Here is a 22,427-nt window from a genome sequence, read left to right on the forward strand (position 1 = left end):
ACCCGCCGGCACGGTCGCCGGCCGCACGCCGCTGTTGACTACTTATATTCATGCAGTGAGTATGTGAATGAATCAATCCAGTCGGGGCGGAAGCCCAGCAGGGAGGCAGGCCCATGGCGGGACCGCGACCCGTGCGCGCACCGCGCGGTACGGAGCTGAGCGCCCGGGGATGGCCGCAGGAGGCCGCCCTGCGGATGCTGCAGAACAACCTCGACCCGGAGGTCGCCGAGCATCCGGACCGGCTCGTGGTCTACGGCGGCACGGGCAAGGCGGCCCGCGACTGGGGTTCGTTCGACGCCATGATCCGCACGCTGCGCACCCTGGAACGGGACGAGACGATGCTCGTCCAGTCCGGCCGCCCCGTCGGGGTGATGCGCACCCACGAGTGGGCCCCGCGCGTGCTGATCGCCAACAGCAACCTCGTCGGCGACTGGGCCACCTGGGAGGAGTTCCGCCGCCTGGAGGCGCTCGGCCTCACCATGTACGGCCAGATGACGGCCGGTTCCTGGATCTACATCGGCACCCAGGGCATCCTCCAGGGCACCTACGAGACCTTCGCCGCCGTCGCCGCGAAGCTGGCCGCCCGGGGCCGGGGCGACGGCAGTCTCGCCGGCACCATCACCCTGACCGCCGGCCTCGGCGGGATGGGCGGTGCCCAGCCCCTCGCCGTCACCATGAACGGCGGTGTCGCGATCTGCGTCGACTGCGACCCCCGCGCCATCGAACGCCGGATCGAGCACCGCTATCTCGACGTCCGGGCCGACAGCCTCGAACACGCGCTCCGGCTCGCCGTCGACGCCCGCGACCGGCGCGAACCGCTCTCCATCGGCCTGCTCGGCAACGCCGCCGAGGTGCTGCCGCGGATGCTCGCCGAGAGCGCGCCCGTCGACATCGTCACCGACCAGACCAGCGCCCACGACCCGCTCAGCTACCTCCCGCTCGGAGTCGACTTCGACGGCATGGCCGCGTACGCCGCCGAGAAGCCGGCCGACTTCGCCCACCGCGCCCGCGAGTCCATGGCCCGGCACGTCGAGGCCATGGTCGGTTTCCAGGACGCGGGCGCCGAGGTGTTCGACTACGGCAACTCCATCCGCGGCGAGGCCCAACTCGCCGGATACGGAAGGGCGTTCGACTTCCCCGGCTTCGTCCCCGCGTACATCCGCCCGCTCTTCGCCGAGGGGAAGGGGCCCTTCCGCTGGGCCGCCCTCTCCGGCGACCCCCGCGACATCGCGGCCACCGACCGCGCCGTCCTCGACCTCTTCCCCGAGAACGAGTCCCTGGCCCGCTGGATCCGCCTCGCCGGAGAGCGCGTGCGCTTCCAGGGCCTGCCCGCCCGGATCTGCTGGCTCGGCTACGGCGAGCGCGACAAGGCGGGGGAGCGCTTCAATGACATGGTGGCCTCCGGCGAACTGGCGGCCCCGCTCGTCATCGGCCGCGACCACCTCGACTGCGGCTCGGTCGCCTCCCCGTACCGCGAGACCGAGGCCATGCGCGACGGCTCGGACGCCATCGCCGACTGGCCGCTGCTCAACGCCATGGTGAACGTCGCCTCCGGCGCCTCGTGGGTCTCCGTCCACCACGGTGGCGGCGTCGGCATGGGCCGCTCCCTCCACGCCGGGCAGGTCACCGTCGCCGACGGCACCCCGCTCGCCGGGGAGAAGATCCGCCGGGTGCTCACCAACGACCCCGGCACGGGCGTCATCCGCCACGTCGACGCGGGGTACGAGCGCGCGGAGGAGGTCGCCGCGGAGCGCGGCGTCCGCATTCCGATGCGGGAGGGTGGGGAGCAGCGATGACCGCCGCCACCGGCACCGCCCGCTGGACCCGCGGCGCGTCCTTCCGGGAGATGTGGCGGGACCTCGCGCCCGTCGGCCGCCACTCCGGCACCGGCGGCTACCGCCGTTACGCCTGGACGGACGCCGACGCCGACTGCCGCGCCTGGTTCGCCGGCCAGGCACGCGCCCGGGGGCTCGTCTGCGAGACCGACCGCAACGGCAACCAGTGGGCCTGGCTCGGCACCGCCCCGCCCGCCGGCACGGAGCCGGGGAGCGCCGTGGTCACCGGCTCCCACCTGGACTCCGTACCGGACGGCGGGGCGTTCGACGGGCCGCTCGGCATCGTCTCCGCCTTCGCCGCCCTGGACGAACTCCTCGCCCGCGGCGCCCGCCCCGCCAGGCCGCTCGCGGTCGCCAACTTCGCCGACGAGGAGGGCGCCCGCTTCGGCCTGGCCTGCGCCGGCTCCCGCCTCGCCACCGGCGGGCTCACCCCCTCGGCGGCCCGCGAACTCCGCGACGCCGACGGCACCACCCTGGCCCGGGCCATGGAACGGGCCGGCCACGATCCGGAGGGCATCGGCCCGGACCCCGAACGCCTGTCCCGTATCGGCGCGTTCGTGGAACTCCACATCGAACAGGGCCGCACCCTGGCCCGTACCGGCGACGCCGTGGGCGTGGCCTCCGCCATCTGGCCGCACGGCCGCTGGCGCTTCGACTTCCGCGGCGAGGCCAACCACGCGGGCACCACGCTCCTCGCCGACCGGCGCGACCCGATGCTCACCTTCGCGCACACGGTCCTCGCCGCCCGCGAACAGGCCGCGCGCGCCGGGGCGCTGGCCACCTTCGGCAAGACCGCCGTCGAACCGAACGGCGTCAACGCCATCGCCTCCCTGGTGCGCGGCTGGCTCGACTCCCGCGCCGCCGACGAGGAGACCCTCGCCGCCGTCGTCACCGCGATCGAACGCGCGGCCGCGGAGCGCGGGGAGCGGGACGGCGTGACGGTCGGCGTCACCCGCGAATCGTTCACGCCAGTCGTCGAGTTCGGACACGCGCTGCGCGACCGGATCACGGCCCTCCTCGGCGGCGCCCGCGTACTGCCCACCGGCGCGGGACACGACGCCGGCATCCTGTCCGCCGAGGTCCCGGCCGCCATGCTGTTCGTACGGAACCCCTCCGGCGTCTCCCACTCGCCGGCCGAGACGGCGGACGAGGACGACTGCCTCGCCGGAGTCACCGCGCTCGCCGACGTACTGGAAGGACTGGCGTGCCCCTGACCTACTGGGCGGAGTACGCCTGGCTCGACGGCACCGTGGCGGCGGGCGTCACCATCACGGCCGGCGCGGACGGCCGCATCGCCGGGGTCGGCACCACCGGAACCGGGACCACCGGAAGCAGCGGAACCGGCACCACCGGAATCACCGGCACTCCGCAGCCGCCGCCCGGCGCCGTCGTCCTGCGCGGGCTGACCCTCCCCGGCCTGGCCAACGCCCACTCGCACGCCTTCCACCGGGCCCTGCGCGGCCGCGCCCAGACCGGACACGGCACCGGGGGCGGCTCCGGGGACGGCGGGGCGCCGCGCTCCTTCTGGGCCTGGCGCGACGTCATGTACCGGGCCGCCGCCCGCCTCACGCCGGACGGCTACCACGCCCTCGCCCGCGCCGTGTACGCCGAGATGGCCCTGGCCGGCATCACCTGCGCCGGGGAGTTCCACTACCTCCACCACGCCCCCGGCGGCACCCGCTACGCCGAGCCCAACGTCATGGGCGAGGCCCTGATCGCCGCCGCGGCCGAGGCGGGCATCCGCCTCACCCTCCTCGACACCGCCTATCTGGCCGCGGGCTTCCCCGAGGGCACCGGCGGCGCCGGCCGCACCGGGAGGCCTCTCGAAGGGCCCCAGCTGCGCTTCGGCGACGGCACGGCCGAGGCGTGGGTGGAGCGCGCCGCGGCTCTGAAGCCCGCGGGCCACGCGCGGATCGGCGCCGCGGTGCACTCCGTACGCGCCGTCCCGGCGGCGGGGCTGCCCGTGGTGGCCGCCTGGGCCCGGGAGCGCGGGGCGCCGCTCCACGTCCATCTCTCCGAACAGACGGCCGAGAACGACGCCTGCCGCCGCGCCCACGGCCGCACCCCCGCCCGGCTCCTCGCCGACCACGGTGTCCTCGGCCCGGACACCACCGCCGTCCACGCCACCCACCTCACCGCCGGCGACATCGGCCTGCTCGGCGGCAGTCGCACAGGTGTGTGCATGTGCCCCACCACGGAACGCGATCTGGCCGACGGCACCGGCCCGGCGGTACGGCTGCGGGACGCGGGCAGCCGGCTCTCCCTCGGCAGCGACAGTCACGCGGTCATCGACCTGCTGGAAGAGGCCCGGGCGATGGAGCTCGACGAACGCCTCGCCTCCCGCACCCGCGGCCACTGGACGGCCGCGCAACTGCTGCGCGCCGCCGGCGCCGACGGCCACGCCGCACTCGGCTGGCCCGAGGCGGGCCGCATCGCGCCGGGAGCGCTCGCCGATCTCACCACCGTCGCCCTGGACACCGTCCGCACGGCCGGCCCGCCGCCGCGGCTGGCCGCGGAGGCGGCGGTCTTCGCCGCGACGGCCGCGGACGTCCGGCACACCGTGGTCGGCGGCCGCGAGATCGTCCGGGACGGCGCCCATCTGCTCGTGGACGACGTACCGCGGGCCCTGGCGGAGTCCGTCGCCGCGCTGCTGGACGCGGACGGCGGGTGACGGCCGGTCCGGCGAGCGGCGGCGCCGGGCCGCCCGGCCGCGTCGGCCACCGGCGCCACCCGGCGGTTTCTCCGCATGACGCGGCATCAGCCCCGGACGCACGGACAGAGGAGAGAGCATGAGCGGGACGGAGACCGGAAGCGGAACCGCCGGACCGGGCGGATCGCCGGGACGGCGACGGCCGCTGGGCGCCGGGGCGGGGGCCGCGGGCCCGGGCGGCCCGGCGCCGTCCGCCGCCCGGAACGGCCCGGCCCCGGCCCCGGCGGCCGGCGCCAGTGCCAGTGCCAGTGCCACGAGTACCGCCGTCACCGGTATCGCCGTGCTCGTCACCAACGACCCCGCCCTCGGCGAGGGCCCGCTCGGACTGCTCCGGGACGCCGCCGTCGTCCTCGACGGCGAACGCGTCGCCTGGGCCGGGCCGTCCCGCCGGGCACCGGCCGCGGACACCCGCGTGGACGCCGCGGGCCGCGCCGCCGTCCCCGGCTTCGTGGACTCCCACTCCCATCTGGTGTTCGACGGAGACCGCACCGAGGAGTTCAACGCCCGCATGTCCGGCCGCCCCTACGCCGCCGGAGGCATCCGCACCACCGTCGCCGCCACCCGCGCCGCGACCGACGAACGCCTGCACGCCAACGTCGCCCGCTACGTCGCCGAAGCCCTCCGCCAGGGCACCACCGTCATCGAGACCAAGTCCGGCTACGGGCTGACCGCCGGTCAGGAGGCCCGCGCCCTGCGGATCGCCGCCGCCCACACCGACGAGGTCACCTTCCTCGGCGCGCACATCGTGCCCCCGGAGTACGCGGACGACCCCGCCGGTTACGTCGGCCTCGTCACCGGGCCGATGCTCGACGCCTGCGCGCCGCACGCCCGCTGGATCGACGTCTTCTGCGAACGGGGCGCCTTCGACGGCGACCAGGCCCGTGCGGTCCTCACCGCCGGCGCCGCCCGCGGCCTCGTCCCGCGCGTTCACGCCAACCAGCTCTCGTACGGCCCCGGGGTGCGCCTCGCCGTCGAACTGGGGGCCGCCTCCGCCGACCACTGCACCCACCTCACCGACGAGGACGTCGACGCCCTCGCACAGGGGGAGACGGTGGCGACCCTGCTGCCCGGCGCGGAGTTCTCCACCCGCGCCGCCTGGCCGGACGCGCGCCGGCTGCTGGACGCGGGCGTCACCGTCGCGCTCTCCACGGACTGCAACCCCGGTTCCTCCTTCACCAGTTCGATGCCGTTCTGCATCGCCCTGGCCGTACGGGACATGGGGATGACCCCGGACGAGGCGCTGTGGGCGGCGACGGCCGGCGGCGCCGCGGCACTGCGCCGCACCGACACCGGCCGGATCACCCCGGGCGCGCGGGGCGACCTGGTGCTGCTGGACGCGCCGTCGCCGGTGCACCTGGCCTACCGGCCGGGTGTTCCGCTGGTCTCCGCGGTCTGGCGGCGCGGGGAGCGCGTCCACTGATCCGTGACCGCCGACCCGGGCCGTACCGTCCGGGCGGTGCCCCGGGCATGCCGAAGGGCCCGGCCCCGGACGGGGCGAGCCCTTCACGATGAGGACCGCGCGGCCGGAGTGCCCCGCGCGCGGCCGGATCACTCCTCGATCATCAGTCCCTTGCGGAGCCGGCCCAGGGTGCGGGAGAGCAGCCGGGAGACGTGCATCTGCGAGATGCCCAGCTCCTCGCCGATCTCGGACTGCGTCATGTTGGCCGTGAACCGCAGGGAGAGGATCTGCCGGTCGCGCGCCGGGAGCTCCGCGATCAGCGGCTTGAGCGACTCGATGTACTCGATGCCCTCGATGCCGTGGTCCTCGTAGCCGATGCGGTCGGCCAGGGTGCCCTCGGTGTCGTCCTCCTCGGGCTGGGCGTCCAGCGAGCTGGCGGTGTACGCGTTGCTCGCGGCCATGCCCTCGACGACCTCGTCGTTGCTGATGTCCAGCCGCTCGGCGAGCTCGCCCACCGTGGGGGCCCGGTCGAGCTGCTGCGCCAGCTCGTCGCCCGCCTTGGCCAGGTCCAGCCGCAGCTCCTGCAGCCGTCTCGGCACCCGCACGGACCAGCTGGTGTCCCGGAAGAAGCGCTTGATCTCGCCGATGATCGTCGGCATCGCGAACGTGGGGAACTCCACACCGCGGCTGAGCTCGAACCGGTCGATCGCCTTGATCAGGCCGATGGTGCCGACCTGGACGATGTCCTCCATCGGCTCGCTGCGGGTGCGGAACCGCCCGGCGGCGAACTTCACCAGGGCCAGATTGAGCTCCACGAGCGTGTTCCGTACGTACGCGTGCTCGTGGGTGCCCTCCTCCAGCCCCTCCAGCCGCGCGAAGAGCGTCTTCGACAGGGTGCGCGCGTCCAGCGGCCCCAGCGTCTCGTACGACGAGGACGGGAGCGCGGGGAACCCGGACTCTCCCGGGGCCCCGGACAGGGCGGCGGGGACGGACGGAGCGGCGGAGGGGAGGGGCTCCGCGCCGGTCACCGCCGACGTCACGAACGCCGCGATCCCGGGGGTCTCGTACACGGAGCCGTACGCCGGGGACTCGTACTCGGTGTGCGCTTCGTCGAGCTGGGGTGACATGGTTCCTCCGTCATTTCTCGGCATACGGCTGCCGAAGCCGATCTCTTCCTGCGGTGTGCGGCGCCTCCGAGCCGACCGTGGACCTACCTGACCCTTCTAGCCCTACCCGCTTCCATGGGACCAAAGCAAGGACATATTGTCCGTATTTGGGCTTTTCGTGGGGAAGTTCGACTACCAGTCGATGTATCGAAGGCGTAGTCTTCGCTCTGCCGTCGCCATTAACCGGAAGGGGTGCGCATGGACCGCGGGATGGTCGGCAGTACCAGCAAGGGCCGGCTGCATGTCGAGGTTCGCCACCAGGGCTCCACTGCTGTCGTGACGCCGGCGGGTGAGCTCGATCACCACACCGCCGAAGTGCTGCGGGAGCCGCTGGACGAATGCGTCGACCAGGGGCGGGTGCGCCTGGTGGTCGACTGCTCCCAGCTGGAGTTCTGCGACTCGACGGGGCTGAACGTCCTGCTCGGTGCGCGGCTCAGGGCGGAGGAGGCCGGAGGCTCCGTGCATCTGGCCGGAATGCTCCCGGTCGTGGCGAGGGTGTTCGAGATCACGGGTGCGGAGGCCGTCTTCACCGTGCACGACACCGTGGAGGAGGCGCTCGCCGACTCACCCACCGACTGAGCCGTCCCTTCTACCACCGGCCACTCCGCAGATGAAATGTTACGCGCGTCACACCACGCGACTCGAATATCTCGAATATGTGGGTGTTCCCCAGGAGAGGTCGGGCAGGAGACAGCTGAATCTGATGAATACGTCGGGTATCCGTAACCTGTCTATCGGCGAACCGGTGAGGTGAAGCGCTGATGAGCACCACTCGCCCGTATTCGCCGGGCGATCGCGGCCCGGATCCGGGCGATGCGGCCTCCACCCGCCTATCCGGCTTCGGACAGGTCCGCACGCTGCGCCTGGAAGGTGCCAGCGGCATCGTTCCGACGGCGCGTGACTTCACACGTCAGGCCCTCCACGACTGGGGCTGGCTGCCGGCCGGGTCCCCCGAGCAGCGGGCGGCCGCCGAGGATGTCCTGCTGGTCGTCTCGGAGCTCGTGACCAACGCCTGCCTGCACGCCGAGGGCCCGGAGGAACTCCGGCTCGGCAGCGCGGGCAACGTCCTCCGGCTGGAGATCGACGACCACGGCGAGGGCTCCCCCGAGCCCCGCACCCCGCACCGCGCGGGCCGTCCCGGTGGACACGGCATGTTCATCGTGCAGCGGCTCTGCAAGCACTGGGGAGTCGTACGGAGCGCCGACGGCGCGGGCAAGACCGTCTGGGCGGAGCTGACCGCGCCGGAGTGAGGCGGGCCGCGCCTCTGGCCCTCCGTACGCCCCCCGCCCTCCGTGCGCCGCCGGGTCCGCGCGCCGCGCCCCCTGCGGTCAGGAGCTTCTGCCCAGGGCATCTGCCGGGCGCGGGCTCCGTTCCGTACCTTCCGGGCGGAGTGCCCGGCGGTCTCCGCGGCTCCCGGGGCGCTCCCGGGGTTCCGTGACCGCCGCCCGGCCCCTCCGTCCCGTGACGGACGGCCACCGTCACCCCTGTCTTCCGTCCGCTGTCTTCCGTCCGTGGAGACCTCGTCCGCGGAGTTTCCCCTGCGCAGAGCGAGGCCCGGGCCCACTGGTGCCGTCCAGCGGGTCCGGGCCATCCGCGCCCGGCCCCCGGGCGGGGAGCCGGGGGCCGTGAGCGCGGTCGGTGCTCAGGCGACCGGCCGCGCCGAACCGCCCGCACCGCCGCGGCCGGAGTGCCGTCGCCGGCTCCGGCCCTCGCCGCTGCGGGTGCGGTGCGGGGCGCCACCGGTGCCGCCCCCTCCGCCCGCTCCGCCCGATCCGCCGGCCCGGCCGGAGCCGCCGGAACGCGGCCCGCGCTTGCGCGCCGGGGCCGCCGGCTGGGCGGGTGCCTGGATGACGATGGCCCGGCCCGACGGCGGGCGCGCTCCGGTGATCCGCACCAGCTCCGGGTCACCGGGCCGCACTCGCGCCGTGCCGGGGGAGATCCGGGCCTCCGCCATCAGCTTGCTCATGTCCCGCCGCTGGTCGGGGGTGACCAGGGTGACGACGGTCCCCGCCTCGCCGGCCCGTGCCGTGCGGCCGCCGCGGTGCAGATAGTCCTTCGCCTCGGTCGGCGGATCGACGTTGACCACGAGGTCGAGGCCGTCGATGTGGATGCCGCGCGCGGCGACGTTCGTGGCGATCAGCGTGGTGGCCTCGCCGGTCCGGAACTGCTCCAGCGTCCGGGTGCGCTGCGGCTGCGACTTCCCGCCGTGCAGCGCCACGGCCCGGACCCCGGCGGCCAGCAGCTGCTTGGTGAGCCGGTCGGCGCCGCGCTTGGTGTGCACGAACATGATCGTGCGGCCCTCGCGTGCGGCGATCTCCGCCACCGTGGCCTTCTTGTCCGTGTCCTGGACGTGCAGGACGTGGTGCTCCATGGCCGTGACGGTGGCCGCGGACGGGTCCACGGAGTGGGTCACCGGATCGACCAGGAAGCGGCGCACCAGCTTGTCGACGTTCCGGTCCAGGGTCGCCGAGAACAGCATCCGCTGCCCGTCCGGCGCCACCTGCTCCATGAGCCGGGTGACCTGCGGCAGGAAGCCCATGTCGGTCATCTGGTCGGCCTCGTCGAGCACGGTCACGGCGACGTCGCCGAGCGAGCACGAGCGGCGGTCGATCAGATCGGCGAGCCGCCCGGGTGTGGCGACGAGCACCTCGGGACCCTTGCGCAACGCCTCGACCTGCCGGTTGATCGACATGCCGCCGACGACGGTGGCGATGCGCAGCCGGAGCGCCGTCGCGTAGGGGGTGAGGGCCTCGGTGACCTGGGTCGCCAGCTCCCGGGTGGGGACGAGGACGAGCGCCAGGGGCCGCTTGCCCTCGGCCCGCCGGCCGGCGGTGCGGCTGAGCATCGCCAGGCCGAAGGCGAGCGTCTTGCCGGAGCCGGTCCGGCCGCGGCCGAGGACGTCCCGGCCGGCGAGCGAGTCGGGCAGCGTCGCGGACTGGATGGGGAACGGGTCGGTGACGCCGTTCTCCGTCAGCGCGGTGAGCAGCGCCGGGTTCAGCGGCAGCTCCGCGAAGGTCGCGGCGGGCGGCCGCGGGGGAGTGCCGGGGGACGCGGGGGCCGCGGGCTCGGTGGTGACGGCCGGGGCGGCCGTCTTCCGGGCGCCGTTCCGCCCGCCGTTTCCGGGGGCGTTCGCCGGCCTGCGGCCGCGGGAGCGCGGACCGCGGCGGCCGGAGCCGTCGCCGGAGGGAGCGGAGCCGCTGGTGGTGGGGCGGGGCATAAGGAGCCTTCCTGCTGCGGGTGAGCTCGACGGCGTACGGAACGGGCGGCGCCGGGCGGCGCGGCCCCCGCGGCAGGGAGCTCGGTGGGGCACGGGAAGGGGCCCGCACCGGTAGTGCGGGCCCCTGCCGTGAGATACGCGGTGGTCCTCAGCGCATCAGAGAGCGCGGATGTTCTCCGCCTGCGGGCCCTTGGGGCCCTGCGTGACGTCGAACTCGACCTTCTGGCCCTCGAGGAGCTCACGGAACCCCTGGGCGTTGATGTTGGAGTAGTGGGCGAAGACGTCGGGGCCGCCGCCGTCCTGCTCCAGGAAGCCGAAGCCCTTCTCCGAGTTGAACCACTTCACGGTGCCGGTAGCCATAATGCTCTCCTTCATGGGGGGACGTGCGGAACGGCACTGCGCCGCTCCGAGTCGCTGAGATGTTCGCCCCAGTCCGGAAATGCTTCCGGCAAAACAAAGAGCGCCCGGGATCACAATTTCCCAGGCGCGCACGTTCTTGGGTACCACAACTGCAACTCCGCCAACTTAGCACACAAAAGGCGGATGCATCGCTGTGTTCCCCGGCACAGGAAGGCCCGCCCGCCGGTGACCGCGGGTCCGGCCCGGGGTTCCGGTGACGGGGTTCCGGTGACGGGGTTCCGGTGACGGGGAGCGTCCCGGCCGCGCGGTCTCCCCGGACCGCCCCGGCCTCCCGGAACCGCGGACTACCATCAGTCCATGACCCGTGTACTGCTCGCCGAGGATGACGCGTCCATCTCGGAGCCGCTCGCGCGCGCCCTGCGCCGCGAGGGATACGAGGTCGAGGTGCGGGAGGACGGGCCCGCCGCGCTCGACGCCGGGCTGCGGGACGCCGTCGACCTCCTCGTCCTCGACCTGGGCCTGCCGGGCATGGACGGGCTGGAGGTGGCCCGCCGTCTGCGCACCGACGGCCACACCTTCCCGATCCTGGTGCTCACCGCGCGCGCCGACGAGGTGGACACCGTGGTCGGCCTCGACGCGGGCGCCGACGACTACGTCACCAAGCCCTTCCGGCTGGCCGAGCTCCTCGCCCGGGTGCGGGCCCTGCTGCGCCGCGGCGTGGCCGAGGCCACCCACCAGCCGCCGGCCACCCACGGCGTCCGGATCGACGTCGAGTCGCACCGCGCCTGGATGGGCGAGGAGGAACTCCAGCTCACCGCAAAGGAGTTCGACCTGCTGCGGGTGCTGGTACGGGACGCCGGCCGGGTCGTCACCCGCGACCAGCTGATGCGCGAGGTCTGGGACACCACCTGGTGGTCCTCCACCAAGACCCTGGACATGCACATCTCCTGGCTCCGCAAGAAGCTGGGGGACGACGCCGCCAACCCCCGCTACATCGCGACCGTCCGCGGCGTCGGATTCCGTTTCGAGAAGAGCTGACCGGGGCCGCGCGGCCGTTCCCGGGACCGTGCGAGACCCCTGCCCGCCCCGGAGTGCACCGTGCGCCGTCGTCTGATCAACTCCACGCTCGCCGTGGTCCTCGTCGTCATCGCCGTCTTCGGGATCTCGCTCGTCCTCGTCGAGGCCCGCACCATCAAGGAGGCCGCGCAGGAGAGCGTGGAGTCCGACGCCGTCCGGCTGATGAGCGTCGTGGACGGGCGGCTGGCCGGCGGCGACCGGGTCGGCCCCGAGATCCTGCGCGAGCAGGTGGCGGCCGGGCGCTACGCCCGGGTCGAGCTGGACGGCGCCCCCGACCTGGAGATCGGTGAGCGGCCGGCCGGCGAGGTCATCGAGGCCGAGGTCATCGGCGACATGGGCGAGCGGATCACCGTGCGGGAGTCGGCCGCGGTCGTCGGGGACCAGATCGGCCGCGCCGTGCTGATCATCCTCGGCGTCTCCCTGCTCGCCGTCCTGGCGGCCCTGCTGCTGGCCCTGTGGCAGGCCCGCCGGCTGACGGCCCCGCTCACCGACCTCGCCGACACCGCCGAACGGCTCGGTTCCGGCGACCCCCGGCCGCGCCACCGGCGCTACGGGGTGCCGGAGCTCGACCGGGTCGCGGACGTCCTCGACGCCAGCGCCGAGCGCATCGGCCGGATGCTCACCGCGGAACGGCGCCTGGCGGCCGACGCCTCGCACCAGCTCCGCACGCCGCTGACCGCGCTCTCCATGCGGCTGGAGGAGATCTCGGGCACCGACGACCCGGAGACGGTCAAGGAGGAGGCGGCGATAGCGCTGGGGCAGGTGGAGCGGCTGACCGACGTCGTCCAGCGGCTGCTCACCAACTCCCGTGACCCGCGCACCGGGTCGGCCGTCTCGTTCGATCTGGACGAGGTGGTCAAACAGCAGGTGGAGGAGTGGCGCCCGGCCTACCGCAGCGCGGGACGGGCGGTGGTCTGCTCGGGCAAGAAGGGGCTGCGGGCGGTCGGCACCCCCGGCGCGGTCTCCCAGGTCCTCGCCACCCTGGTGGAGAACTCGCTGATGCACGGGGCGGGAACGGTCGCCCTGCGCACCCGGGTCACCGGCAACCAGGTCGTCGTCGAGGTCGCGGACGAGGGACCGGGCGTCTCCCCGGTGCTGGGGGCCAGGGTGTTCGAGCGGACGGTCAGCGGCCGCAACTCCACGGGCATCGGCCTCGCCGTCGCCCGCGACCTGGCGGAGGCGGACGGCGGCCGGCTGGAACTGCTGCAGCAGCGGCCGCCGGTGTTCGCGTTGTTCCTGAGCCGCGAAGCGGACGGGACGTAGGAGGGGCCTGAGCCGCGAAGCGGACGGGACGTAGGAAGGGGCCTGAGCCGCGAAGCGGACGGGGCCCGGGGAGCGGATGGGACAGGGAGGAGCCTCAGCCGCCGGACGGCGGTTCCCCGGGGGACGGCGTCCGCTCCGCCCGAAAGGATCCGGCCGGGACGGCCTCCCGTACCGGCCGCCTCCGGAACACCCAGGTCCGGTATGCCCAGAAGCGGAAGACCGAGGCGATGCCCACCCCGACGATGTTCTTCGCGATGTTGTCCGCGAGGGTCGAGGTGTAGCCGAGCCCGTAGTGGGAGAGGGCCAGGATGCCGTTCTCGATCACCAGTCCGATGCCGCTGAAGAACACGAAGCGGCCCAGCTCCCGGCTCTGCCCGTCCTTGTCGCTGGCGCGGTACGTCCAGTGCCGGTTGCCGAGGTAGTTGGTGCCGATGGCGGCGACGGTGGCGATGACCCCGGAGCGGACGACGGCCAGTCCGAAGCCGTGCACGCAGAGGTTGAAGACCAGGAAGTTGACGAGGGTGCCGACGGCTCCGACGGTCCCGAACTTGGCCGCTTCCCGGCCCACGCGCCGCACGCGGCTGCGCAGTGTCGGCCTTCCGGTCATGGGAATGGTCTGACTCCGTCGTTCGGCGGCCTGGGAGCGTCTGCGCCGGCCGGGGGCGTCCGTGGGTGTCCGTGGGCGGTCGTGCCCGCCGCGGGGAGGGCCGTGGTGGCCCCGGCGGCCGGGCCACCACATGCTAACCACGCGCTCCCGCATCCCGCGCGCGGATCCGGCCCCGCCGGCCCGGCCCCGGGCGGGGCCGGGCCTGGAGGATCCTCCGAGAGACCGGGCGGCGGGAACGCCGCGGCGGCCGGATACCCTGGTTCACGTGACATTCCCGGTAGTCGGCATGGTCGGCGGCGGACAGCTCGCCCGTATGACCCATGAGGCGGGCATCCCCCTCGGCATCAGGTTCAAGCTGCTCAGCGACACCCCGCAGGACTCCGCGGCCCAGGTCGTGAGCGATGTGGTCGTGGGTGATTACCGCGATCTCGGCACCCTTCGTGCTTTCGCACAGGGCTGTGACGTGATCACCTTCGACCACGAGCACGTCCCGACCGAACATCTGCGGGCGCTGGAAGCGGACGGCATCCCGGTGCGCCCCGGGCCCGGGGCCCTGGTCCACGCCCAGGACAAGGGCGTCATGCGGGCCGGGCTGGACCGGATCGGGATCGCCTGCCCGCGCCACCGGATCGTGGCCGACCCCGCCGACGTCACCCGCTTCGCCGCCGAGGGCGACGGCTTCCCGGTGGTCCTCAAGACCGTCCGCGGCGGCTACGACGGCAAGGGCGTCTGGGTGGTCCGGGACGAGGCCGGGGCCGCCGACCCGTTCAAGGCGGGCGTGCCGGTGCTCGCCGAGGAGAAGGTGGACTTCGCCCGGGAGCTCGCGGCCAATGTGGTCCGCTCCCCGCACGGCCAGGCCGTCGCCTATCCCGTCGTCGAGTCGCAGCAGGTGAACGGGGTCTGCGACACCGTGATCGCGCCCGCGCCCGGCCTCTCCGGGGAGCTGTCCGCCGAGGCCCAGCGGATGGCGCTGACCATCGCCGAGCAGCTGGACGTCACCGGCCATCTCGCCGTCGAGCTGTTCGAGACCCGGGACGGCCGGCTGCTGGTCAACGAGCTCGCCATGCGGCCGCACAACTCCGGCCACTGGACTCAGGACGGCGCGGTCACCTCGCAGTTCGCCAACCACCTCCGCGCCGTGCTCGACCTGCCGCTGGGCGACCCGCGGCCCCGCGCGCCGTGGACGGTCATGGTCAACGTCCTCGGCGGCGACTATCCCGACATGTACTCCGCCTATCTGCACTGCATGGCCCGGGACCCGCAGCTCAAGATCCACATGTACGGCAAGGACGTGAAGCCCGGCCGCAAGGTCGGCCACGTCACCACGTACGGCGACGACCTGGCCGAGGTGCTCGACCGCGCCCGGCACGCCGCCGGCTACCTCCGAGGGACGATCACCGAATGAGCGCCACCGCCCCCGCCGCCGGCATCGTGATGGGCTCCGACTCCGACTGGCCGGTGATGGAGGCCGCCGCCGAGGCCCTCGCCGAGTTCGGGATCGCCCACGAGGCCGACGTCGTCTCCGCCCACCGGATGCCGCACGAGATGATCGCGTACGGCGAGCGGGCCGCGGACCGGGGCCTCAAAGTGATCATCGCGGGCGCGGGCGGGGCCGCCCACCTCCCCGGGATGCTCGCCTCCGTCACCCCGCTCCCGGTCATCGGCGTCCCCGTCCCGCTGAAGCACCTCGACGGCATGGACAGCCTGCTCTCCATCGTGCAGATGCCGGCCGGGGTCCCCGTCGCCACCGTCTCCGTGGCCGGCGCCCGCAACGCGGGCCTGCTCGCCGTACGGATGCTCGCCGCCCACGACCCGGAACTGCTGGAGCGGATGCGGGAGTTCCAGGGGAAGCTCAGGGAGCAGGCCACCGAGAAGGGCAAGCGGCTGCGGGCCAGGACCGGCGGCGCGGGCGGATTCGGCTTCGGAGGCTGATGCGCGGCCCGGGGCGGCGGGCAAGGATGGGGTCATGACCGATCATGACCAGGCCCCTGACCGCCACCTCGCCGAAGCCCGCGCGCTCCTCGCGGAGTACCCCGTCGCCGACGGCCACAACGACCTCCCCTGGGCCCTGCGCGAACAGGTCTTCTACGACCTGGACCGCCGCGACATCGCCGCCGACCAGAGCGCGCACCTGCACACCGACCTCGCCCGGCTGCGGGCGGGCGGCGTCGGCGCGCAGTTCTGGTCGGTCTACGTCCGCTCCGACTACGACGGCGACCGCGCGGTCAGCGCCACGCTCGAACAGATCGACGTGGTCGGCCGGCTCATCGACCGCCACCCCGGCGACCTCCGCCGCGCCCTGACCGCCGACGACATGGAGGCCGCCCGCGCCGGGAGCCGGATCGCCTCCCTCATGGGCGCCGAGGGCGGCCACAGCATCAACTGCTCCCTGGGAACGCTCCGTTCCCTGTACGCACTGGGCGTGCGCTACATGACGCTCACCCACAACGACAACATCGCCTGGGCCGACTCGGCCACCGACGAGAAGCGGATCGGCGGACTCAGCCGCTTCGGTGAGGAGGTCGTCCGGGAGATGAACCGCTGCGGGATGCTCGTGGACCTCTCCCATGTCTCCACCGGCACGATGCGCGACGCGCTGCGCGTCACCGAGGCGCCCGTCCTCTTCTCGCACTCCTCCGCACGCGCCCTCTGCGACCACCCGCGCAACATCCCCGACGACGTGCTGGAGGCGCTGCCGGCCAACGGCGGCACCGCGATGGTCACCTTCGTACCGAAGTTCGTGCTCCCCGAGGCCATCGCGTGGACGCGGGCCGCCGACCTCAACATGAAGGCCCACGGCCTGCATCCGCTCGACACCACCGAGGCCGCCATGCGGGTGCAGCGCATGTACGAGGAACGGCATCCGCGGCCGGCCGCCACCGCCGCGGACGTCGCCGACCACCTCGACCACATGCGCGAGGCGGCCGGCGTCGACCACATCGGCATCGGCGGCGACTACGACGGCACCGCTTTCACCCCGGCCGGCCTGGAGGACGTCGCCGGCTACCCGAACCTGATCGCGGAACTGCTGCGACGCGGCTGGTCCAAGTCCGACCTGGCGAAACTCACCTGGCGGAACGCCGTCCGCACGCTGCGCGCCGCCGAGGACGTCGCCCGCGACCTCCGCTCCCGGCGCGGTCCGTCGAACGCCACCATCGGGGAGCTGGACGGCGTGGACGGCTGAGCGCCCCCGGGCGGCGGGCCCGGCCGTGGCCCGCCGGTGCCGGCCCGTGCCCGCTGGCGTCAGGTGGCGGATGAGGCCCGGATGAGGCAGAAGGGGTGGCCCGCCGGATCGGCGTACACGCGGAAATCGCGTGTGCCGCCCTGGTCGTCGGTGTCCAGGGCCTTGGCGCCCAGGGCCAGTGTCCGCCGTTCGGCCTCCTCCATGTCGTCGACGTACACGTCCAGGTGGAGCTGCTGCGAATGCTCCGCCGAGGGCCACTGCGGCGGCCGGAATCCCTCGGCCCGCTGGAACGCGAGCTTCCAGCCGTCCTCGGTGGTGAGCTCCACCCAGCGGTCGTTGTCCTGCTCGACGTCCGGCTCGCCGCCCAGCAGCCCGGCGTAGAAGCGGGCGAGTTCCATGTTGTCGGGACAGTCGAGGACGACCCAGCCCTTGCGTGCGATGGCCATGCTGCCTCCCGGTTTCCGATCGCTACCCCAAGGTTGACGGTTGACCGGAAGGGGCCGGGCGAAACCCGCGGGTGCGCGTCATCGGCGGGCCGGTCTTCTCACCCCTCCCCGGGCCCGGGGAGGCCGTCCGAGGGGCGGCCGGGCCTCCCGGCGAGTGCCAGGAACTCCGCGAGGTGGATCGCCCGGGCCCGGGAGCGGCGGCGCCGCAGCCCCTGCTGGACCTGACGGAGACAGCCCGGATTGACGGTGACGACGTAGTCGACGTCGAGCCGCCCGATGTCGTCCAGCTTCGGGTCCAGGACGGCCCTGCTGTCCTCCGGCCGGAGCATGGCGTAGGTGCCGGCCGCCCCGCAGCACCGGTCCGCGCCCGGCAGTTCGACGTAGTCGGCGACGGCGGCGATGAGCTCGCGGGGCGGGCGGCTGACCCCCAGTCCGTTGCGCAGATGGCAGGAGTCCTGGAGGGTGGCCCGGGCCCGGCGGCCGTCGACCGTGACCTGTCCGGCGGGCGCGTACCCGGCCTCGCCGAGGTACTCGCTCAGCTCCCGCACCCGGTCCCGGCCCAGATGGTGGGCGAGGTGGGCGGCGCAGCCGCCGGCGGTGGTCAGAACGGTGCCGGGCAGTTTCTCGCCGAGGGCACGGGCCATCGCGGCGCCGGTGACGGAGTCGCCGTTGTGGGCGTGGAGCGCGCCGCAGCAGCCCTGCCCGGAGGGGACGGCGACCTCGGGGCACAGCTCGCGGACGGCGCGGGAGACCTTCGGGTAGAGGCCCCGTTCGACGCAGCCGAGCATCAGCGAGACCGGCTGATCCGGCGCCGCGGCCGGTTCCGCGGCCGGTTCCGCGGCGGGCCGGCCGGCCCGGCCCCCGGGTCCGCCGCGCGCGTGGCGGCGAACCAGCCCCTGGAGCCGCAGCAGCGCGGGGCGCGACACCAGGAGCATCAGGAGGCGGGCGATCCACGGCCGGTCGCGGCCGCTCCACTGGTGGTCGCGCCACTGCTCCAGCAGCGAGCCGTACTCCACCCCGGCCGGGCAGACGGTCTCACAGGCGCGGCAGCCCAGGCAGAACGAGGACTCCTCGGCCAGGGTCGGGTCGTCGGGCGGAAGCTGCCCGGTCTCCAGGGCCCGCATCAGGGTGATGCGGCCGCGCGGGGACGAGGTCTCCTCGCCGGTGAGGGCGTAGGTGGGGCAGGCGGGCAGGCAGAAACCGCAGGAGATGCAGCGGTCGAGCAGGTTCTTGTCGAAGATGCCGGGGCTGCCGTCCGGCCCGGGGGAGCGGGGGGCGACGGCGGCGGGCGGTACGGGGTCGTGGCCGGAGGCGGCGTCGGCTCCGGCACCGCGGGTGCCGCTGCCGCAGCCGGGGCCGCGGGGGCCCGCGGCGCCGTGACCGGGGTCCGGCTGCTCGGGGGGTACGGCGTGCTCGCCGTTCGTACGGTCGTTCACGAGCCCAGCTTTCCGGGGTTGAGGATGCCGGCCGGGTCGAAGGCCGTCTTGACGCGGCGCAGCAGGGCCATCTGGTCGGCGCCGATCTTGTCCGCGAGATACGGCAGCTTGGCCGCGCCCACGCCGTGCTCGCCGGTGATGGTGCCGTCCATGGCGATGGCGGCGGCGAAGATCTCCGCGAACGCCCGGTGCGCGCGGTCGGCGCCCTCGGTGTCCTCCGGGTCCAGGACGCAGGTCGGGTGGAGATTGCCGTCCCCGGCGTGGCCGAAGGTGGCGATCAGCAGGTCGTGCCGTGCGGCGATCTCGTCGATGCGGTCCACCATCTCGGCCTGCCGGTGCCGCGGCACGGTGGCGTCCTCCAGGATCGTCAGCGAGCCGAGGCGGGAGAGGGCCGGGAGCGAGCAGCGGCGGGCCGCGAGCAGGGCGTCGGCGCGGGCGACGTCCTCCGCCAGGGTGGTCTCCAGTGCGCCGGCGTCCGCGCAGACCTCCTGGATACGGGCCAGGTTGGCGGCCACGGTGGGCGGCGCGCCGTCGTCGCCGAAGAGCAGCAGCGCGCCCGCGTCCTGCCGCAGCCCGAGTCCGGCGAACTCCTCGACCGCCGCGATGCACTTGCGGTCGAGGAACTCCAGTGTGGCGGGGACGATCCCGGCGGAGATGACGTCCGCGACCGCCCGGGAGGCGTCGGCGAGGGAGTCGAAGTAGGCGACGCCGGTGCCGCTCTCCTCGGGGGCGGGCAGCAGCGCCACGATGGCCTCGGTGATCACCGCGAGGGTGCCCTCGGAGCCGGTGAGGAGCCGGGTCAGGTCGTAGCCGGCGACGTCCTTCCACAGCCGGCCGCCGGTCCGGATGATCTCGCCGGTGGGCAGGACCGCCTCCAGGCCGAGGACGTAGTTGCGGGTGACGCCGTACTTCAGGCCGCGCAGCCCGCCGGCGCAGGTGGCCACGTTGCCGCCCACCGTGGAGACGGTGCGGCTTCCCGGGTCCGGGGCGTAGAGCAGCCCCCGCGCCGCGGCCGCGTCGGCGAGGGCCGCGGTGCTCACGCCGGTCTGCACCCGGGCCAGCAGCTCCTCGGAGCTGACCTCCAGGATCTTGTTCAGCCGGGTGAGGACGAGCACGATGCCGCCGGTCAGCGGCACGGTGGCGGCGCACAGATTGGAGCCGGCGCCGCGCGGCACCACGGGGACGCGGTGCTCGGTGGCGTACCGCAGGACCGCGGCGACCTCCTCGGTGCTGCCGGGCAGCACCACGGCCTGGGGCAGGGCGTGGAAGAGCGGGGTGGCGTCGCGGCCGTAGGCGGTGAGCGCGCCGGCGTCCGTCCGGACGTGGCCGGGGCCGACGAGGGCCGCCAGATCGCGGGCGAGACCGGTGTCCGTGGCCATCAGCGCGCCACCCTTCGGTCCGGTACGGGCGCCGGCCGCGCGGTATCCGGCGGGCGGACGGCGGCGGGGGTCTCGGCCATGAGGTGCCCTTGCCTCTCTGTATGCCGGCGGCGCACGCCGTTCCGGCCCATGGGGACCCGGAGATTGTCAGACAATGGCTCGTGACTGTCAACGACTCGTGCCCGTCAATCAATCGTGCCTGTCAACCGCCGCACCGGCTCATGGGAGAATGAGGGCCGTTCCTCACGGAGGTGTTCATGGCTCCGGACGCCGCCCTTCGGCTGTCCACCGTCTCGGTCGTCGAGGCGCTCGCCGCGTCCCTGCGGGACCGGGTGCTCGACGGGCGGATCGCGCCCGGCACCGCTCTCGCCGAGACGGAGATCGCGGCGGAGTACGCGGTCTCCCGGCCCACGGCCCGCAGCGCCGTCACCGCCCTGGTGCACGAGGGTCTGCTGCACCGCGAGGCCAACAAGGCCGCGTACGTACCCCAGTTGACCCGGGCCGACGTCGAGGACCTCTTCCTGGTCCGCACCCCCCTGGAGACGGCGGTCGTCCGCCTCCTCGTCGAGCGCGGCACCGTGCCGCCGGCCGCCGCCGGGCGCGCCATCGCGGACCTCGGGCAGCTGGAGGACGACGCCCCGCACAGCGCCTTCGTCGAGAGCGACCTGCGGTTCCACCAGTCGCTGGTGGAGGCGGTCGGCAGCCCCCGGCTCAGCCGGCTCTACCGGGGCATCCAGGGCGAGGTCCATCTGTCGATGGTGCAGACACGGCACGCCCTGGGGCGCGAGCGCATCATCGCGGAGCACACCGCGGTCCTGGACGCCCTGCGCGCCGGGGACGCCGACGAGGCGGTCCGCACCATGCGGGCACATCTGGAGGGCGCCTGCCACGCCCTGCGCGCGGTGGCCGGCGGCAGCGCCCGCTGACGGGCCCGGACCCGGCGGGGGCCGTGCCCGTCCGCGCATCGCCGGACGGAACGCCTAGGCGCGGGGCCGTCCCAGGGCCCGGTAGGTCCAGCCGGCCTCGCGCCAGGTGTCCGGGTCGAGGGCGTTCCGCCCGTCCAGGAGACGGCGCTCGGCGACGACCTCGCCCAGCGCCACCGGGTCGAGCTCCCGGAACTCGCGCCACTCCGTCAGGTGCAGCACCACATCGGCGCCGCGCGCGGCCTCCAGCGCGCTCGGGGCGTACCCGAGGGTGGGGAAGACCCGGCGGGCGTTCTCCATGGCCTTCGGGTCGTAGACGGTGACCTGGCCGCCCTGGAGGTGGATCTGCCCGGCCACGTTGAGCGCGGGGGAGTCCCGTACGTCGTCCGAATCCGGCTTGAAGGCGGCGCCGAGCACGGCCACCCGTACCCCGAGGAAGCCGCCGCCCACGGCCTCGCGGGCCAGTTCGACCATGTGGCCGCGGCGGCGCATGTTGACGGAGTCGACCTCGCGGAGGAAGGCCAGCGCCTGCGGGGAGCCCAGCTCGCCCGCGCGGGCCATGAAGGCCCGGATGTCCTTGGGCAGGCAGCCGCCGCCGAAGCCGATCCCCGCCCGCAGGAACTTGTTGCCGATCCGTTCGTCGTGCCCGATGGCCTCGGCGAGCTTGGCCACATCGCCGTCGGCGGCCTCGCAGACCTCGGCCATGGCGTTGATGAAGGAGATCTTGGTGGCGAGGAAGGAGTTGGCGGCGACCTTCACCAGCTCGGCGGTCGGGAAGTCGGTGACGACCAGCGGCGAGCCCTCCGCGAGCGGGGTCGCGTAGACCTCGCGCAGCTGCTTCTCGGCCCGCTCGCTCGTGACGCCGATGACGATGCGGTCCGGGTGGAGGGTGTCCTTGACGGCGAAGCCCTCGCGCAGGAACTCCGGGTTCCAGGCGAGCTCGGCGTCCTCGCCCGCCGGGGCCTGCCCGGCCAGCAGGGCCGCGAGCCGGGCGGCGCTGCCCACCGGAACCGTGGACTTGCCGACGACGAGCGCGGGCCGGCGAAGATGCGGTGCCAGTGAGGCGAACGCGCTGTCGACGTAGCTCATGTCGCAGGCGTACTCGCCGTGCTTCTGCGGGGTGTTGACGCAGACGAAGTGGATGTCGCCGAACTCGCCCACCTCCTCGTAGGAGGTGGTGAAGCGGAGCCGGCCGCTGGATCCGGGGTGGCCCGCGACGTGCCTGCGGAGCAGTTCCTCCAGCCCGGGCTCGTACATGGGGACGTCGCCCGCCGAGAGCGTCTCGATCTTCTCGGGGGAGATGTCGAGCCCCAGGACCTCGAAGCCGAGTTCGGCCATCGCCGCGGCGTGCGTGGCGCCGAGGTAGCCGGTGCCGATCACAGTGATCTTGGGTGCCATCGCTACTCCGTATGCGCGTGCGAGCGG

The 22,427-nt window shown here is 74.0% G+C and carries 20 protein-coding genes; 12 read left to right on the top strand and 8 right to left on the bottom strand.

The window, feature by feature from the left end; all coding sequences use genetic code 11:
• The first annotated feature begins 113 nt into the window (after positions 1-113).
• The 4 genes from hutU to hutI all read left to right on the top strand — a co-directional run bounded on the left by hutU (position 114) and on the right by hutI (position 5,965).
• The gene (gene hutU, locus SXIN_RS18740; protein ID WP_039824300.1) at positions 114-1,796 is read left to right on the top strand and encodes a urocanate hydratase; all 1,683 of its coding nucleotides are present in this window, start codon (positions 114-116) and stop codon (positions 1,794-1,796) included.
• A complete protein-coding gene (locus tag SXIN_RS18745) occupies positions 1,793-3,049 on the top strand; it encodes an allantoate amidohydrolase (RefSeq protein WP_019711697.1) in 1,257 nt (418 codons plus the stop codon). Before hutU ends, SXIN_RS18745 begins: the two co-directional genes overlap by 4 nt.
• Positions 3,040-4,506 (top strand): formimidoylglutamate deiminase, encoded by a 1,467-nt coding sequence (locus SXIN_RS18750; RefSeq protein ID WP_095757249.1) that lies wholly within the window; start codon positions 3,040-3,042, stop codon positions 4,504-4,506. The genes SXIN_RS18745 and SXIN_RS18750 overlap by 10 nt, the downstream gene beginning before the upstream one ends.
• A gap of 118 nt (positions 4,507-4,624) precedes the next feature.
• Positions 4,625-5,965: an imidazolonepropionase gene (gene hutI / locus SXIN_RS18755; RefSeq protein ID WP_095757250.1), complete on the top strand. Its 1,341-nt coding sequence runs from the start codon at positions 4,625-4,627 to the stop codon at positions 5,963-5,965.
• A 128-nt stretch (positions 5,966-6,093) separates the two neighbouring features.
• Here hutI and SXIN_RS18760 read toward each other — a convergent pair whose 3' ends face one another.
• Positions 6,094-7,071 carry an RNA polymerase sigma factor SigF gene (locus tag SXIN_RS18760; protein ID WP_019711694.1) on the bottom strand — a complete coding sequence of 326 codons (978 nt, stop codon included), beginning with the start codon at positions 7,069-7,071 and terminating at the stop codon, positions 6,094-6,096.
• A gap of 237 nt (positions 7,072-7,308) precedes the next feature.
• On the opposite strand from SXIN_RS18760, the gene SXIN_RS18765 reads away from it, so the two are divergent.
• Positions 7,309-7,689, top strand: a complete 381-nt coding sequence (locus tag SXIN_RS18765) for an STAS domain-containing protein (protein WP_019711693.1) — start codon at positions 7,309-7,311, stop codon at positions 7,687-7,689.
• Positions 7,690-7,871: 182 nt separating this feature from the next.
• Positions 7,872-8,360, top strand: coding sequence for an ATP-binding protein (locus SXIN_RS18770; RefSeq protein ID WP_019711692.1), 489 nt, complete (start codon positions 7,872-7,874; stop codon positions 8,358-8,360).
• 392 nt (positions 8,361-8,752) lie between these two features.
• Here the strand turns inward: SXIN_RS18770 and SXIN_RS18775 are convergent, their stop codons facing one another.
• Together SXIN_RS18775 and SXIN_RS18780 are read right to left on the bottom strand one after the other, a co-directional pair.
• Positions 8,753-10,327, bottom strand: coding sequence for a DEAD/DEAH box helicase (locus SXIN_RS18775; RefSeq protein ID WP_095757251.1), 1,575 nt, complete (start codon positions 10,325-10,327; stop codon positions 8,753-8,755).
• A gap of 156 nt (positions 10,328-10,483) precedes the next feature.
• The gene (locus SXIN_RS18780) at positions 10,484-10,687 is read right to left on the bottom strand and encodes a cold-shock protein (RefSeq protein ID WP_019711691.1); all 204 of its coding nucleotides are present in this window, start codon (positions 10,685-10,687) and stop codon (positions 10,484-10,486) included.
• A 357-nt stretch (positions 10,688-11,044) separates the two neighbouring features.
• Here SXIN_RS18780 and SXIN_RS18785 point away from each other — a divergent pair, with 357 nt between their 5' ends.
• A complete protein-coding gene (locus SXIN_RS18785; RefSeq protein ID WP_019711690.1) occupies positions 11,045-11,725 on the top strand; it encodes a response regulator transcription factor in 681 nt (226 codons plus the stop codon).
• Between the two features lie 60 nt (positions 11,726-11,785).
• Complete coding sequence (locus SXIN_RS18790; RefSeq protein ID WP_019711689.1) at positions 11,786-13,027, top strand: ATP-binding protein; 1,242 nt, start codon at positions 11,786-11,788, stop codon at positions 13,025-13,027.
• A 94-nt stretch (positions 13,028-13,121) separates the two neighbouring features.
• Here SXIN_RS18790 and SXIN_RS18795 read toward each other — a convergent pair whose 3' ends face one another.
• Complete coding sequence (locus SXIN_RS18795; protein WP_019711688.1) at positions 13,122-13,634, bottom strand: GtrA family protein; 513 nt, start codon at positions 13,632-13,634, stop codon at positions 13,122-13,124.
• Positions 13,635-13,899: 265 nt separating this feature from the next.
• Here SXIN_RS18795 and SXIN_RS18800 point away from each other — a divergent pair, with 265 nt between their 5' ends.
• The 3 genes from SXIN_RS18800 to SXIN_RS18810 are packed head-to-tail and all read left to right on the top strand — an operon-like array spanning position 13,900 to position 16,818.
• Positions 13,900-15,039, top strand: coding sequence for a 5-(carboxyamino)imidazole ribonucleotide synthase (locus SXIN_RS18800; protein ID WP_039824289.1), 1,140 nt, complete (start codon positions 13,900-13,902; stop codon positions 15,037-15,039).
• Positions 15,036-15,566: a 5-(carboxyamino)imidazole ribonucleotide mutase gene (gene purE, locus SXIN_RS18805; RefSeq protein WP_019711686.1), complete on the top strand. Its 531-nt coding sequence runs from the start codon at positions 15,036-15,038 to the stop codon at positions 15,564-15,566. The genes SXIN_RS18800 and purE overlap by 4 nt, the downstream gene beginning before the upstream one ends.
• A gap of 34 nt (positions 15,567-15,600) precedes the next feature.
• A complete protein-coding gene (locus SXIN_RS18810) occupies positions 15,601-16,818 on the top strand; it encodes a dipeptidase (RefSeq protein WP_019711685.1) in 1,218 nt (405 codons plus the stop codon).
• A gap of 59 nt (positions 16,819-16,877) precedes the next feature.
• On the opposite strand, the gene SXIN_RS18815 is transcribed toward SXIN_RS18810, so the two are convergent.
• The 3 genes from SXIN_RS18815 to SXIN_RS18825 form a co-directional block, all read right to left on the bottom strand.
• A complete protein-coding gene (locus tag SXIN_RS18815) occupies positions 16,878-17,264 on the bottom strand; it encodes a VOC family protein (protein ID WP_019706072.1) in 387 nt (128 codons plus the stop codon).
• 98 nt (positions 17,265-17,362) lie between these two features.
• A complete protein-coding gene (locus SXIN_RS18820) occupies positions 17,363-18,700 on the bottom strand; it encodes a (Fe-S)-binding protein (RefSeq protein WP_202859801.1) in 1,338 nt (445 codons plus the stop codon).
• Complete coding sequence (locus tag SXIN_RS18825) at positions 18,697-20,079, bottom strand: FAD-binding oxidoreductase (protein ID WP_019711684.1); 1,383 nt, start codon at positions 20,077-20,079, stop codon at positions 18,697-18,699. The genes SXIN_RS18820 and SXIN_RS18825 overlap by 4 nt, the downstream gene beginning before the upstream one ends.
• A 257-nt stretch (positions 20,080-20,336) precedes the next feature.
• On the opposite strand from SXIN_RS18825, the gene SXIN_RS18830 reads away from it, so the two are divergent.
• On the top strand, positions 20,337-21,005 hold the full coding sequence (locus SXIN_RS18830) for a GntR family transcriptional regulator (RefSeq protein WP_019711683.1): 669 nt from the start codon (positions 20,337-20,339) through the stop codon (positions 21,003-21,005).
• A gap of 54 nt (positions 21,006-21,059) precedes the next feature.
• On the opposite strand, the gene SXIN_RS18835 is transcribed toward SXIN_RS18830, so the two are convergent.
• Entirely contained in the window at positions 21,060-22,400 is a 1,341-nt protein-coding gene (locus SXIN_RS18835; protein ID WP_019711682.1) for a UDP-glucose dehydrogenase family protein, read from the bottom strand.
• Positions 22,401-22,427 lie beyond the last annotated feature (27 nt).

The sequence above is a fragment of the Streptomyces xinghaiensis S187 genome (assembly GCF_000220705.2).
Classification (GTDB): Bacteria; Actinomycetota; Actinomycetes; order Streptomycetales; family Streptomycetaceae; genus Streptomyces; species Streptomyces xinghaiensis.